The following is a 13,294-nucleotide window of genomic DNA, read 5'->3' as shown; positions in this document are numbered from 1 at the left end:
GATCGTTTCAGGAATTTGGGTGAAGCAGTGCTAGAAAACCATGAATTGAGGCTCCGGCCGCCCCGCAACCGGGTCGAGAGCCGTGCGATCGGCTGGTGGACCCTCCAGTCGTCGCTGTTCGCCCTGCCGCTTCCGCTCGTCTTCGGTGTGCTCTACCTCTGCATCCCGCCGGCGCGGACGGTGTTCGGCTGGCTCTTCCTCAGCACGCTCGTCCCCGGACTCCTGTACATGGCGGTCATGCCCGTCTGGCGCTACCGGGTGCACCGCTGGGAGATGACGGAGGACGCCGTCTACGCCGCCTCCGGTTGGCTGTGGCAGCGGTGGCGCGTGGTCCCGCTGTCCCGCGTGCAGACCGTCGACATGCTCCGCGGCCCGCTCCAGCAGATGTTCGGGCTGTCCGGGATCACCGTCACGAGCGCCTCCTCCGCGGGCGCCGTGAAGATCAACGGGCTGGACCACCAGGACGCCACCGGGCTCGTGGAACACCTGACCCGGTCCGTCCAGGTCGTGCCGGGAGACGCCACGTGACCCGGGACGCCTCGGTGCAGAGCCCGGCCGACACCACCGGGCAGGACGGCTGGGGCCGGCTCAACCCCCGCCTGGTCCTCGTCAACCTGAGCGTGATGGCCGCTCCGGTGGCCATGTTCGCGGCCACCTCCGTCCTCACCGGCGGCGAGCTGAACCTCCAGGCCCTGATCACGCTCGCCTCCTTCTTCATCACCTGCCTCGTCATCGCCGGCATCAGCATCATGCGGCTCATCACCACCCGGTACCGGGTCACCGAGGACCGGGTGGAGCTCCACAAGGGACTGCTCTTCCGCAGCCAGCGCTCGGTGCCCGTCGACCGCATCCGCAGCGTCGACCTGACCGCCAACCCCCTGCACCGGATCTTCGGCCTCACCTCCCTGAAGGTCGGCACCGGCGAGCAGGGCGGCTCCGAGACCGGCGGCCTTTCCCTGGACGGCCTCAGCGTCAGCGACGCGACGGCACTGAGCCGGCGCCTGACCGAACTGCGGCGTGCCCGCCGCGGCCACGCGTCCGCCGGGGCCGACGCCGACGCCGCCCTGGCCGAACTGGACTGGGCGTGGCTGCGGTACGCGCCGCTGACGGTCTGGGGCGTCGGCGGTGTCTTCATCGCGGTCGCGAGCACCTACCGCACGCTGCACGAGATGAAGATCGACCCGCTGGAACTCGGCATCGTCAAGGACCTCACGGACCGCTTCGGCTCGGTGCCCCTCTGGTTCGGCATCCTGGTGACCCTCGTCGTCATCGTCCTGATCGGCATCGTCGGATCGACGGTCACCTTCATCGAAGGGTGGGGCGGCTACCGGCTGGAGCGCGCCGAGGCGGGCATGCTCCGCGTCCGCCGCGGCCTGCTGATCACCCGCTCCGTCAGCATTGAGGAGCAGCGCCTGCGCGGTGCCGAGGTGGCCGAACCGCTGCTGCTGCGCTGGGCCGGCGGCGCCCGCCTGAAGGCCGTCGCCAGCGGCCTGGGCGACGAGGACGAGAACAGCAGCCGCAGCCGGCTCACCCCGGCCGTACCGCTGGCCCTGGCCCAGCGGATCGCGGCCGACGTCCTGGGCGAGGACACCTCCCCGACGGCCGAGGCGCTGCTCGTACCGCACCCCCGGGCCGCCCTGCGGCGCAGGTTCAACCGCGCCCTGATGTACGCGGCCCTGGTCGCCGCGGTCCTCATCGGCCCCGGGCTGTGGCTCACGCCGGTGCTCGTGCACACCGGCTGGATCACCGGCCTGGCCCTGCTGGCGGTCGGCGCGGCCTTCGCCCTCGACGCCTACCGGAGCCTCGGCCACGCCCTCCACGGCCACTACCTGGTCACCCGCGCGGGTACCTTCAACCGCCGCACCGTCGCCCTCCAGCGGGACGGCATCGTCGGCTGGTCCATCACCCGCTCGTTCTTCCAGCGCCGGGCGGGCCTGCTCACCCTCGGCGCGGCCACGGCCGCCGGCAGCGGCGTCTACAAGGTCCGTGACGTGTCGGTCCCGGAGGGCCTCGCCTTCGCCGAGGAGGCGGTCCCCGGCCTGCTCGCCCCCTTCCTCGAACAGCACCGCCGCCACGCCCCCGGCTCCCGCTGAACCGCCGGAGCCGGTACGGAGAACGGCACTGCACCCGACGGGCCCGTCGGGTGCAGTGCCGTTCTCGGGTGAGGCGCGGTCAGGAGGTCCGGTCCGTCAGCGGGCCGGGGAGGCCTCCGTGTTCTGCGGCTGGGACGGGGGGCGGCCCGGGCCGCCGCCAGGGGGGCCCTGGGGGACGAAGTCCTTGGCGCGGATGAGGGCGAAGGCCAGGACACCGCCGACGAGCGCCAGGATGCCGCTGACGAGCAGCAGGTCGTTCAGGGACGTGGCGAAGCCGGCGTGGGCCGCGGTCCGCACCTGCTCGTGGAACTCCGCGGGGGCCGCGGAGATCGCCCGCTCGGGGGCGCCCATGCGGATGGCGTCCGCGACCTGGTCGGTGCGCCCCTGGAGCGCGGGCACGCCCGAGAGGCCGTCCCGCAGGGAGTCGTGCAGCGACGAGGTGAAGATCGAGCCGTACAGGGCGATACCGACGGCGATGCCGACCTGGCGGAAGGTCTGGTTGACACCGGAGGCCATGCCGGCGCGCCACACCTGGACGACGCCGACCGCGGTCGAGGCCAGCGGCGGGTTGACCATGCCGGCGCCGATGCCCGTGACGATGAAGCCGGGGATGAGGTGGGTCCAGCCCGACTCGGCGGTCACGCCCCGCATGAGCAGCAGGCCGATGCCCACCACGACCAGGCCCGGGCCGATCAGCCACTTGGTCGGGACGCGGTTCATCACCCGGCCCGTCACCATGGCCGCGACGAGGGTGCAGCCGGAGCTGACCAGCAGCCGGATGCCGGTGCCCATCGCGCTGAAGCCGAGGCCGTTCTGCAGGTAGAGCACGATGTAGATGAACATCGCGAACAGGGAGGCGTTCATCGCGAACGCCGCGATCGAGCCGCCCAGGAACGTCGGTGTCTTCAGCAGCGACAGGTCGAACATCGGCTCGGAGACCCGCGACTCGATCACCGCGAACGCGACGAGGAACACCGCCGCCAGGCCGAAGCAGATCAGTACGCCCTGGTCGTCCCACGCCGTGTCACTGGCCCTGATCAGCGCGTACACCAGGCTGAACAGACCCACGGTGAGCGGCACGATGCCCAGCCAGTCGACCCGGGAGGCACGCGGCGGCCGGGACTCGTCCACCAGGCGCAGGGTGATGGCGATCGCGGCGATGCCGATGGGCAGGTTCACCAGGAAGATGCCGCGCCAGCTGATCCCGCTGGTGATCACACCGCCGAGCACCGGGCCGAGCGCGGTGGCGACACCCGCGACGGCACCCCAGATGCCGAAGGCCGCGCCGCGCTCCCGGCCCTGGAAGGCGCCGGCGAGCAGGGCGAGCGAGGTCGCGAACAGGATCGCGCCGCCGACCCCCTGCACGGCGCGCGACAGGACGAGCGTCAGCTGGTCCTGGGCGATGCCGCAGAGCAGTGATCCGGCGGTGAAGACCGTCAGGCCGATCAGGAACAGCCGCCGCCTGCCGTACAGGTCGGCGAGGGACCCGGAGGTGAGCAGGAGCGCCGCGAGACTTAACGCGTAGGCGTCCGTCGTCCATTGCAGGCCGCTGAAGCTCGCGTGCAGGGACTGCTGGATGTCCGGGAGTGCGACTGCGACGATCGTGACGTCGAGCAGCAGCATGAACGTGGCGGCGCACACCACGATCAGCGTCCACCATTGGCGTTTCATTGTTCGGAGCCCTCCTCGGCTCGTAACTCGCGTTCATACAAACGTGGTTCAAGGAATCGGCGCATGCTAGCATGCTAGCATGCGTGCAGAAGTCAAGCAGTTCAACGTCTACTTGCCGGTGGATCTGATCCGGCAGATAAAGCACCATGCGATTGAGAACGAGCAATCGCTCTCGGCACTGGTCACCGAGGCGTTGCGCACGTATCTCGCCGACCAAGAGCAGGAACACTCGAAGGGAAAGCAGGCATGACCACCGAAGGTATCGAAGGCGTCTACCTCGAGACCCACAACTGGGGCAAGGCGGCCAAGTTCCTCCAGGCGCTGGGCTACAACGTCGAGTTCTCGACCGAGGAGGGGTCGGGGATGCTCCGCAACGGCAACGGCGCGTACGTCCTGCTCGCCGAGGTCCCCGAGGACCAGAAGCCCGAGGCCCAGGTCGTGCTCCGGGTCGCGGACGCCGGCGAGTTCAGCGCCGACCCGTCCCTCGACGTGGTCCAGCCGTTCGAGGACACCCACTACGGCACCCAGGAGATGAAGGTGCGCGACCCCGACGGTCGCATCTGGAGCCTCCAGGCGCCCAAGAAGTGACGCCGCGGCAGCACTGAACGGCCGCGGCGGCCCCTGTCGCCGCGGCTGCGCGGGCGGTCCTCCCGCGACCCCGGTCGGTCGATCGACGCAGGCTGCCCTCATGCGCCCCATGCTCCGCCTCCCCGGCGCGCAGGCCGACGAGTTGACGGATGATCCGTCAACTCGTCGACTGCCCCGGCCGACCTGACACATGTGCGCCGCGGTTCTTTGGCCGGTTCGCAGCGGCTCTCCATGATTTCGGCTGATTCAGCCCATCGGCCGAACGAACACCCCCGTACCTCCGCCGTTCGGGGTGCGGGTCGACGCGGGTAGGCCACGTCACGGGAGATTGCGCATGTCCGATCAGAAGAACACGGCGGAATTGGTCGTCATCGGCAGCGGGGTGATCGCGGCCTCCGTCGCCTATCACTGCGCCGCGGCGGGTGCCGACGTCGTTCTGCTCGAGCGGGATCAGGCCGGCGCCACCGCGACCCAGACCGCCGGTGCATTCCGTACGTATTTTCCCGGACGGGTGTACGACTCGGAATTGGTCGTGCGGAGTCTGGCCGATTTCCGATCGTTCGGCAGCACCCTCGGGATCGATCTGGAGGTGGCCGAGACCGGAATGCTCGTGGTGGCGACGACACCCGAGCAGGCGGCCGAACTGGAGGCCGAGCTGCCCGCACAGCGCGAGGCGGGCGTCCGGCTGGAGCAGCTGACCGTCGCCCAGGCCGTCGAACGGAACCCATGGCTGGATCCGGCCGGCGTCGAGTTCGCGCTCTGGTGCCCGCAGATGATCCGCCTCAGGGCGGACGAGGTGCTCCGCGGCTATCTGGAGGGCGCCCGCAAGCACGGCGCGCGCGTGGTCCCCGGCGTCACCGTGACCGCGCTGGACGCGTCCACCGGCCGTGTCGCCACCTCGGCCGGCGACTTCGCCGCCGGAGCCGTCGTGATCGCGGACGCACAGGGCAGCGGGGAGGTCGCCGAGCTGGCCGGCCTCAAGCTGCCGGTGTGGGGCCAGTTCGCCGAGCTGTTCCGCACCGACCCGGTCGGCGAGGAGGCCGTCACGACACCGTTCACGTTCCACCCCGGGGCCGGGCTGAAGACGATGGGGATGGGGCCGTCCTTCCTGGTCGGGTTGGAGCGCTTCTCCACCGAGCCGGACATGCGGGACATCTGGCTGCGGGAGGCCGCCGACGAGGTGGGGCGTTGGTACCCGCGCCTGCGGGGCACCACCCTGCACAGTGCGTGGACCGGAACCCTCGACATCACGCCGTCAAGGTCGGGGATCGTCGGCCGGGCCGACGGCGGGCACGACCGCGTCCTCTTCGCCACCGGGTTCACCGGGCACGAGCTCAGCCAGGCGCCCGCCGTGGGAAAGATCGTCCGGGACCTGCACCTCGGCCGGCACCCCGGCGTCGACATCACGCCGTTCTCGCTGGCCGCCAACGAGGCGTGACCGCACGCGCTCCGGCCTGAACCGCCGGCTCGGCCGCAGGGCCGCCCACTGTTCACCGTGGGCGGCCCTGCGGCGTTTCCGAGCCGCTCCGGTGGGGGCGCCGCCCCGGGCGTGACCAGCAGACATGGGGAGTCCTTTACCTCCAGTTTCCCTGAACGAATAATTCCGGCAGCGTTGCGGCGGTGCCGGAATTTGGTATTCCCTGAATGGGGTCATGGCTTGAAGTGACACAGAAGCTCGGATTTGACAGAAAAACCAGGCCTGTCGATCGGGTGAACGGCCGCTATCCCTATATTCGATTCGCGACGGCATCGAGCCCGTTGTCGGTATCCAACTCCCTGGAACCTGTCATGCGCTCTCTCCTGGGCGACAGGGGCCGAATAGCAGGAGATAGGAGTACAATGCGACAAATTGAGATCGCCTGGGAGCCCATCGGCGCCAAGGTTCGTGTCACCCTCGACGAGGGGCGCAACTCCGACCTCGTCGAGCCGCTTTGGGCGTCATTGCCGTACAAGACCCTGCAGGGTCACGCCCTCGTGGCCGGCGACTGCTTCTACCACGTGCCGCCGGCCCACGATCTGCTCCACGCGGTCCCGGATTACAAGGTGAACCGGAAGATCCAGCCCAACGGCACGGTTTTCCTTTCCGCGGTGCAGCACCTGACCATCAAGTACGGCGAGCTCACCGAGCCCATGCCGACCTCGCCCATCGGACAGGTCGTGCCCGAGGACGTCGACCAGCTGCCCAAGATCGGGCAGATGATCTGGGAGTCCGTGTACGGAAACGGCGAGCCGATCATCGCCCACGTCCGGCGCGTGGACGGCCCGGCCGGCCACGGCGTGAAGCGGGTCGACGTCGGCAACGAGAAGCTCCGCGGGCTGATCGAGCGGATCGCCGCGGAGACCGAGCGGGTCCTGGTCGACCCGACCGACGAACTCCTCGACATCCACGAGGGCAAGTCCCGCGGCACCTCCGGGGCCGGCACGAAGAACTCGGTCCTCACGACCCTGGTCGCCGTGAACGGCGAGACCCGTCCGCTGGGATACGTGAACTACACGACCCTCGTACGGGCCGGCCGGAACATCGAGATGCCGCTCTCCTCGCTGATCGAGCTGGCGAAGATCCTGCTCGTGAAGCCGACCGAGTTCCTCGGCTACACCGGAATGAACACCCTTTGGGACATCACCAAGGAAGTGGTCGCCGCATTCGACGTCATCACCACGCGCGAGGACTTCGTCGCCCTCATGGCGCAGATGGCCACGTACGTGAATGCGCTCGGTGCCTGGAACCTGCAGCTGTTCCCGTGGGACATCGAAGGCGACAACTGGACCTACCGTCCGACCATTACGAGGGGTGCGAATGTCTGAGCAGAAGAACACGGCGGAAATGCTGGTCATCGGCGGAGGGGTGATCGGCACGTCCATCGCCTACCACGCCGCAAAGGCGGGCGTTGACGTCGTGCTCGTCGAGAAGAACCAGTTCGGGTCCCGGACCACCTCCCAGACCGCCCGTGCCTTCCGCACCTATTTCCCCCGGAAGCCGCACGACTCCGAGCTGGCGACGCGCAGCCTCGCGGACTTCCGGCAGTTCGCCGCGACCACGGGCGTCGACGTCGGCCTGGAGGACCTGGGCCTGCTGACGATCCTCACAAGCCCGCAGCAGGCGGCCGAGCTGGAGGCCGACCTGGCGGACCACCGCGAGGCCGGCGCCGCGGTGGAGATGCTCACGGCCGAGCAGGCCGTCGAGCTCAACCCGTGGCTGGACAAGGACACCATCGAGGCCGCGGTCTGGAACCCGGCGACTTACCGGATCAAGCCGGAGGCGATCGTCCAGGGGTACGCCGAGGCCGCGCGGCAGCACGGCGCCCGCCTGTACTCCCACGTCTCCGTCACCGGGATCGACAGCGACAGCGGCGTGGTCACCACGACGATGGGCGACTTCACCGCCGGCGCGGTCGTCATCGCGGCCGGTCCCTGGAGCGGCGACGTCGCCAAGCTCGCGGGCCTGGACCTGCCGGTGTGGGGGCAGTTCGCCGAGCTGCTGCACAGCGACCCGCTCCGCACCGACCGCGACATCCACAACCTGCCCTTCACCTTCCACCCCGTGTCCGGGCTGAAGACGATGGGCATGGGCAAGTCGATCCTCGTCGGCCTGGAGCGCATCTCCAAGCAGGACGGCCTGCGGGACATCTGGTACCAGGCCGCCGTCGACGAGCTGCCGAAGTGGTACCCGGAGCTCGACGGCCTCAAGCTGCACAGCGCCTGGACCGGCACCCTGGACGTCACGCCCACCAAGTCGGCCATCATCGGCAAGGGCAGCGGCCAGCACGACCGGATCTTCTTCGCCGGCGGCTTCACCGGCCACGGCCTGGCGCAGGCCCCCCTCGCCGGCCAGATCATCCGGGACCTCTACCTCGGCAAGGCGCCGGGCGTCGACCTCACCCCGTACTCCCTCGCCACCAACCTGGCCCGTCTCGAGGCCTTCTGAGCAGGTCATTTCACGCGGCGGGCGGTGCCTTTGCGGCCCGCCCGCCGCATTCCTGAGAGGTGTAGACGATTGTCGCCGGTACACGCTTTGACTGAACAGTGGCGGGGCCAGGCGCCCACACCGCTGAACCCCGACACCGCCTTCAACGGCTTCATCTGCGCCCACGTGCTCCACGCACTGGAGCGCCTCGGACTGTTCCAGAGACTCCAGGACGACGGCTCCGTGGAGATTGCCGCGTTCTGCCGGGAGAACGACCTCGATCCCGCCGTCGTCCGCTCCCTGGTGAGCGGAGCCGAATCCTTCGGATACGTCGACGTCCGCGGCGACCGCGTCGAAGCGACCCGCAGCGGCGAGGACGTCCGCCAGGCCATCGGCTTCTTCACCTGGGGCGTCGGCGGCTACCACGACATCTTCGCGAACGCCGCCTCCGTCGCCCGGGGGGACCGCCGCTTCGGCGTCGACCTGCACCGCGACGAGGGCATGGTGGCCCTCGGCTCGGCCCAGGCCGACAGCGCCCTCATGCGGCACCTCCTGGACCAGGAGATCGCCCGGCTCGACTTCACCACCCTCGTCGACCTCGGCGCGGGCGTCAGCGAGCGGGTCTCCCGGCTGGTCAAGGGGCGCCCCGGCAGCCGCGGGATCGGCATCGACATCAGCAAGTCCGCCACCGAACTCGGGGCGGAGACCGTCGAGCGGTACGGGCTGCGCGGCACCGTCGAGCCGGTGTGCGCGGACGTGCTGGACATCCTGTTCAACGACCACCGCGTCGAGGGCGCCGACCAGGCCGACGTCGTGATGAGCTTCATGTTCCTGCACGACCTGCTCGTCGACCCGCAGCGCCGCGACCAGGTGATACCCCGCCTGCGCGCCGCGTTCCCCAAGGCCAACACGTTCCTGCTGGGCGACACCACCGTCCGGCCGAGGAACGGCGACGGCACCCTGCCGATCTTCTCCAGCGGCTTCGAGCTGGCGCACGCCCTCATGGGCGTCCCGATCTACACCCGCGAGCAGTACGAGGAGCTCTTCGACAAGGGCGGCATGCGGCTGCGCAACGCGGTGCCCTTCGGCGCGCCGCACACGTACCTCTTCGTCCTGGAGGCAGCGTGACCACCCAGACCACCCAGACCACCCAGACCACCCCGACCACCGCAGAGATCGTGTCCGAGCTGCCGATCCCGCTCGCGGTCGCAGGACACCACCAGCCCGCCCCCTTCTACCTGACCGGCGACATGTTCGGCGGCATGCCGGTGCAGATCGCCGGCGGTGAGCTCAGCACGCTCGTCGACAAGCCCGTCGCCGCGCCGCACACCCACGACGTGGACGAGATCTACCTCCTCGTCTCGCCGCTTCCGGGCCAGGCCCGCATCGAGGTCCACCTCGACGGGGTGCTCCACGAGCTGACCTCCCCGGCGGTCATGCGCATCCCGGCCGGCAGTGTGCACCAGTTCGTCACCAAGGAAGCAGCGGTGGGCAGTTACTGCTTCGGCATCCTGTTGGGATCCGACCTGTGACTGCGCCCGCCCGGCCGGAGCCGAAGGTCTACAACACCAGCGTGCCCGACGCGGACTCGATGGTGCGCCTGCACCTGAGCGAGAGCCCGTACGGCGCGAGCCCCGCCGCGGTCGCCGCCGCGACCGGGGCACTGGAACGCGTCAGCCGCTACCCGTCGCCGCAGCGGGACACCCTCGTCACGGCGCTCGCCGCGCACTGGGGCGTCTCCGAGGACCGGATCGCCGTGGCCAACGGCAGCGACGAACTGGTGCTGGCGACCGCGTTGACCCTCGGTGACCTCGCGCGGCCCGGCCTGGTCACCGCGGGAACCTTCCCCGGCTACCAGGAGGCCCTCGAACGCATCGGCCGCGGAGCCGTCGCCCGTCCCCTGCGCGACGGGGTCATCGACATCGGGGACTTCGCGGACGCACTGCCCGAGCACGGCATCGGGTACGTGTGCAACCCGCACAACCCCTCGGGGACGGCCCTGGCGAAGGAGGACTTCGCCGCCCTGGTCGCCGCGGCGCGGGCGAGCGGCGTGCCGCTGGTCTTCGACGAGGCGTACCAGGAGTTCGGCGACCCGGGCCTGCCCCAGACCCGGGACTTCCTCGACGGGGACGCCCCGGTGCTGGCGCTGCGCACCTTCTCGAAGGCGTACGGGTTGGCGGCCCTGCGGATCGGCTACGCGGTCGGCCCCGCCGACCTCATCGCCGAGGTCCGCCGCACCCTGACCGTCCTTCCGTTCAGCGTCAACCGCGTCGCCCAGGCGGCCGCCCTGGCCGCGCTGGCGGACCAGCCGTTCCTGGACGGCATCCGCCGGGGCGCCGCGCAACGCCGGGAGTGGTTCTACGCGGAACTGGAGCGGCGCGGCTACCAGTACGTGCCGTCGGAGACCAACTTCGTCGCCGTCCGGGTCGACGCCTCCCGGGAGGCGCAGGACGCACTGGCGAAGGACCACGGGATCCTCGTCCGGGACACCGGCATGTTCGGCTACCCCGGCCACCTGCGGGTCTCGCTCGGCACCGAGGACGAACTGCGCACCTTCCTCGCGGCACTCGACCGGATCACCGCCGCGTAGCGCCCGACACCCGACACCCGACCCCACACCCGATTCCCTTACCCGAACAACCCAAGAGGTCAAGAATGGTCAAACCGATTCCGGACGGCTACGCGGAGCTGACGGCCTACCTGTCCGTGGACGGCGCGAGCGAGGCGATCGCCTTCTACGCCGAGGCCTTCGGGGCGCAGGAGCTGGCCCGCTCCACCGCACCCAACGGCAAGATCATGCACGCGCAGATCAGGATCGGCAGCACGATCGTCATGCTGTCCGACGAGCTGAAGGAGGCCGGTCTGCTCGGCCCCCACGCCATCGGCGGCTCCCCGGTCACCCTGTACCTGTTCGTCGAGGACGTCGACGCCACCTTCGCCCGGGCGGTGAAGGCCGGGGCGACGCCGCAGCGAGAGGTCCAGGACCACTTCTTCGGCGACCGGACCGGGCAGGTGCTCGACCCGTTCGGGCACCGGTGGACGATCGCCACCCACATCGAGGACGTGCCGCACGAGGAGTTCGAGCGGCGCGCCGCCGAGCACATGCGCAAGGCGGTCGGCGGCTGACACGGCCGGCCGGCCCTGCTGACGGCCCGGGCCCGGGCGCGGCGCGACACCGCCGCGCCCGGGCCCTCCGTGGCAGCGGACCCGCCCGGCCCGCCCGCGCCTCCAGTCGGCCGAACCCCTGCCGTTCGGGGCGGCCCGGGCATAGCCTCGTGGCATGACCGCGACCAAGGACACGACGTACGGCACGACGTACCGCCTCCGCACCGCCCGACCCGAGGACGCGGAGGCCATCGTGGCCCTCGACGGGTCGTTCACCACCTCCACCGTCTTCGAAGTGGCCGTCACCGACGGCGGGTTCGCGCTCCGCGAGGTGCCGGTGGACCCGCCGCTGGTCAAGGTCTTCCCCGACGCGTTCGATGACGACGACACGGACGGCGACGGCGACGGCGACGGCGACGACAGCGGAGCGGAGGGCGACAGCCGCACCTTCGTCGCGGTCGGTGAGGACGGGGCCGTCGCCGGCTTCGCCGCCGTCTCCTACGCGGCCTGGAACCGGCGGCTGACCATCGAGGACATCGAGGTCGCCCCGGCCCACCGCGGCCAGGGCATCGGCCGCGCGCTCATCGGGCACGCCGCCGACTTCGGCCGCGAGCGGGGCGCCGGGCACATCTGGCTGGAGGTGACCAGCGTCAACGCCCCGGCCATCCACGCCTACCGGCGGATGGGCTTCGCCTTCTGCGGCCTGGACACCAGCCTTTACCAGGGCACCGCGTCCGAGGGCGAGCAGGCGCTCTACATGAGCATGCCCTGCCCCTGACCCCCTTCCGCCGCCCGTCCCGCGGCACGCCTCCGGCGCCGCGTGTTCACGCGGGCGGCCCGGACACCGCCCGGAACCCGGCCGGGACCGCGGCGCCCGGGCCGGCGGACCGGTCGGGCACGTCGGGCGCGTCACCCCGGTCGCTCCGCTCGGACCTGGCCGGGTGCGGGGTGCGGGCGAGCGCGGCCTCCACCTCGTCCAGGGCCCGCCGGGCCTCCGCCAGCCGGGCCCGGAGCTCGGCGGACGTGGGGCCAGCGGGCTCGGGGCGGCTCTGCCGTCTGAGTTCGAGCCGGGCCTGCCGCTCCTGCTCCCGGGCTTCCTCCAGGGAGCCCAGCACCACCCCGATCAACACGTTGACCAGGACGAACGACGCCAGCAGCACGTACGAGGCGTAGTAGAGCAGCGTCAGTCGCGACAGCTCCAGCCCGGCCCGCACCGCGTCTGCGAAGCCGTCCATCGTGGTCAGCAGGAACAGGGTCAGGCAGGCCCGGCCCACCGACCCGAAGTGCACCGGGTCGGTGCCGGCGAAGCACATCCAGCCGACCATCGCGTACAGGTACACCACGAGCGCGCCCACGCACAGGAAGCTGAGCGTGCCCGGCACGGCCCGCCCCACCGCGATCAGCAGGACCCGCAGCTGCGGCAGGAACCGGGCGGTGCGCAGCACCCGGCTGAGCCGCAGCAGCCGCAGCACGCTCGTGTTCTCCCGGATCAGCGGCAGGAACGCGGCCAGGAGCACGGCCAGGTCGAAGAGGTTCCACGGGTCCCGGAGGAAAGCTTTCGGCCGGTCGGCGCAGGCGACGGCGCGCACCGCCAGCTCCACCGCGAACAGGCTCAGGAACAGGTTCTCGGCGCCCGCGAGCAGCTCCCGGTGCGTGTCGGCGAACCCGTGGTACGTCTCCGCGCCCAGCAGCACCGCGTTGCACAGGATCAGCGCGAGCACACCGGCCCCGAAGGCGGGGGAGTCGACGACGGCCCGGCAGCGCACGGCCAGACGGATGCGGGGCGGAGCGGAAGGGGCGATGACGGTCAAGGCCGGTCCTCGAACGATCGGGCAGCGAGGGGCTGCGGTGACGCGGAGCCGGCGGTGATCGTGACACCCCGCGCGGCCCCGCCCGCCTCGAGATCACCCGCATGAGTGGCGTATCCGCGCTT

Annotated in this window: 14 protein-coding genes; 12 read left to right on the top strand and 2 right to left on the bottom strand. The window is 70.7% G+C overall.

What is annotated here, in order from left to right:
- Positions 1-45: 45 nt before the first annotated feature.
- Together ACSHWO_RS04690 and ACSHWO_RS04685 are read left to right on the top strand one after the other, a co-directional pair.
- Positions 46-528, top strand: a complete 483-nt coding sequence (locus tag ACSHWO_RS04690) for a PH domain-containing protein (protein WP_438310152.1) — start codon at positions 46-48, stop codon at positions 526-528.
- Positions 525-2,093 (top strand): PH domain-containing protein, encoded by a 1,569-nt coding sequence (locus ACSHWO_RS04685; RefSeq protein WP_438310151.1) that lies wholly within the window; start codon positions 525-527, stop codon positions 2,091-2,093. Before ACSHWO_RS04690 ends, ACSHWO_RS04685 begins: the two co-directional genes overlap by 4 nt.
- Positions 2,094-2,189: 96 nt before the next feature.
- Here ACSHWO_RS04685 and ACSHWO_RS04680 read toward each other — a convergent pair whose 3' ends face one another.
- Positions 2,190-3,764, bottom strand: a complete 1,575-nt coding sequence (locus ACSHWO_RS04680) for an MFS transporter (RefSeq protein WP_438310150.1) — start codon at positions 3,762-3,764, stop codon at positions 2,190-2,192.
- A 79-nt stretch (positions 3,765-3,843) separates the two neighbouring features.
- Between ACSHWO_RS04680 and ACSHWO_RS04675 the strand changes: the two genes are divergently transcribed.
- The 10 genes from ACSHWO_RS04675 (at position 3,844) to ACSHWO_RS04630 (ending at position 12,139) form a co-directional block, all read left to right on the top strand.
- Positions 3,844-4,014, top strand: coding sequence for a CopG family transcriptional regulator (locus ACSHWO_RS04675; RefSeq protein ID WP_385804543.1), 171 nt, complete (start codon positions 3,844-3,846; stop codon positions 4,012-4,014).
- The gene (locus ACSHWO_RS04670; protein WP_385804541.1) at positions 4,011-4,352 is read left to right on the top strand and encodes a VOC family protein; all 342 of its coding nucleotides are present in this window, start codon (positions 4,011-4,013) and stop codon (positions 4,350-4,352) included. Before ACSHWO_RS04675 ends, ACSHWO_RS04670 begins: the two co-directional genes overlap by 4 nt.
- 334 nt (positions 4,353-4,686) lie before the next feature.
- Positions 4,687-5,790: an NAD(P)/FAD-dependent oxidoreductase gene (locus ACSHWO_RS04665; protein WP_438310149.1), complete on the top strand. Its 1,104-nt coding sequence runs from the start codon at positions 4,687-4,689 to the stop codon at positions 5,788-5,790.
- Positions 5,791-6,191: 401 nt separating this feature from the next.
- Positions 6,192-7,157 (top strand): hypothetical protein, encoded by a 966-nt coding sequence (locus ACSHWO_RS04660; RefSeq protein WP_361085848.1) that lies wholly within the window; start codon positions 6,192-6,194, stop codon positions 7,155-7,157.
- Positions 7,150-8,277: an NAD(P)/FAD-dependent oxidoreductase gene (locus ACSHWO_RS04655; protein ID WP_361085845.1), complete on the top strand. Its 1,128-nt coding sequence runs from the start codon at positions 7,150-7,152 to the stop codon at positions 8,275-8,277. Before ACSHWO_RS04660 ends, ACSHWO_RS04655 begins: the two co-directional genes overlap by 8 nt.
- An 87-nt stretch (positions 8,278-8,364) precedes the next feature.
- Positions 8,365-9,384 (top strand): class I SAM-dependent methyltransferase, encoded by a 1,020-nt coding sequence (locus ACSHWO_RS04650; RefSeq protein WP_361085842.1) that lies wholly within the window; start codon positions 8,365-8,367, stop codon positions 9,382-9,384.
- Positions 9,381-9,788, top strand: a complete 408-nt coding sequence (locus ACSHWO_RS04645; RefSeq protein ID WP_438310148.1) for a cupin domain-containing protein — start codon at positions 9,381-9,383, stop codon at positions 9,786-9,788. The genes ACSHWO_RS04650 and ACSHWO_RS04645 overlap by 4 nt, the downstream gene beginning before the upstream one ends.
- Complete coding sequence (locus tag ACSHWO_RS04640) at positions 9,785-10,846, top strand: pyridoxal phosphate-dependent aminotransferase (protein ID WP_361085836.1); 1,062 nt, start codon at positions 9,785-9,787, stop codon at positions 10,844-10,846. Before ACSHWO_RS04645 ends, ACSHWO_RS04640 begins: the two co-directional genes overlap by 4 nt.
- A 65-nt stretch (positions 10,847-10,911) precedes the next feature.
- Positions 10,912-11,382 (top strand): VOC family protein, encoded by a 471-nt coding sequence (locus ACSHWO_RS04635; protein WP_361085833.1) that lies wholly within the window; start codon positions 10,912-10,914, stop codon positions 11,380-11,382.
- 154 nt (positions 11,383-11,536) lie between these two features.
- Positions 11,537-12,139, top strand: coding sequence for a GNAT family N-acetyltransferase (locus ACSHWO_RS04630; RefSeq protein WP_438310147.1), 603 nt, complete (start codon positions 11,537-11,539; stop codon positions 12,137-12,139).
- Between the two features lie 46 nt (positions 12,140-12,185).
- On the opposite strand, the gene ACSHWO_RS04625 is transcribed toward ACSHWO_RS04630, so the two are convergent.
- On the bottom strand, positions 12,186-13,172 hold the full coding sequence (locus tag ACSHWO_RS04625) for an ion transporter (RefSeq protein ID WP_361085827.1): 987 nt from the start codon (positions 13,170-13,172) through the stop codon (positions 12,186-12,188).
- Positions 13,173-13,294 lie beyond the last annotated feature (122 nt).

The sequence above is a fragment of the Streptomyces pallidus (ex Mingjun et al. 2026) genome, from assembly GCF_051550185.1.
Lineage (GTDB): Bacteria > Actinomycetota > Actinomycetes > Streptomycetales > Streptomycetaceae > Streptomyces.
This window is presented reverse-complemented; position numbering and strand designations above follow the sequence as displayed.

What these genes read in the sequence shown, in the direction of transcription:
- ACSHWO_RS04680 (WP_438310150.1), bottom strand. Translation starts at nt 3,764, where the DNA reads ATGAAACGCCAATGGTGGACGCTGATCGTGGTGTGCGCCGCCACGTTC.
- ACSHWO_RS04675 (WP_385804543.1), top strand. Translation starts at nt 3,844, where the DNA reads ATGCGTGCAGAAGTCAAGCAGTTCAACGTCTACTTGCCGGTGGATCTG.
- ACSHWO_RS04670 (WP_385804541.1), top strand. Translation starts at nt 4,011, where the DNA reads ATGACCACCGAAGGTATCGAAGGCGTCTACCTCGAGACCCACAACTGG.
- ACSHWO_RS04665 (WP_438310149.1), top strand. Translation starts at nt 4,687, where the DNA reads ATGTCCGATCAGAAGAACACGGCGGAATTGGTCGTCATCGGCAGCGGG.
- ACSHWO_RS04660 (WP_361085848.1), top strand. Translation starts at nt 6,192, where the DNA reads ATGCGACAAATTGAGATCGCCTGGGAGCCCATCGGCGCCAAGGTTCGT.
- ACSHWO_RS04655 (WP_361085845.1), top strand. Translation starts at nt 7,150, where the DNA reads ATGTCTGAGCAGAAGAACACGGCGGAAATGCTGGTCATCGGCGGAGGG.
- ACSHWO_RS04635 (WP_361085833.1), top strand. Translation starts at nt 10,912, where the DNA reads ATGGTCAAACCGATTCCGGACGGCTACGCGGAGCTGACGGCCTACCTG.
- ACSHWO_RS04630 (WP_438310147.1), top strand. Translation starts at nt 11,537, where the DNA reads ATGACCGCGACCAAGGACACGACGTACGGCACGACGTACCGCCTCCGC.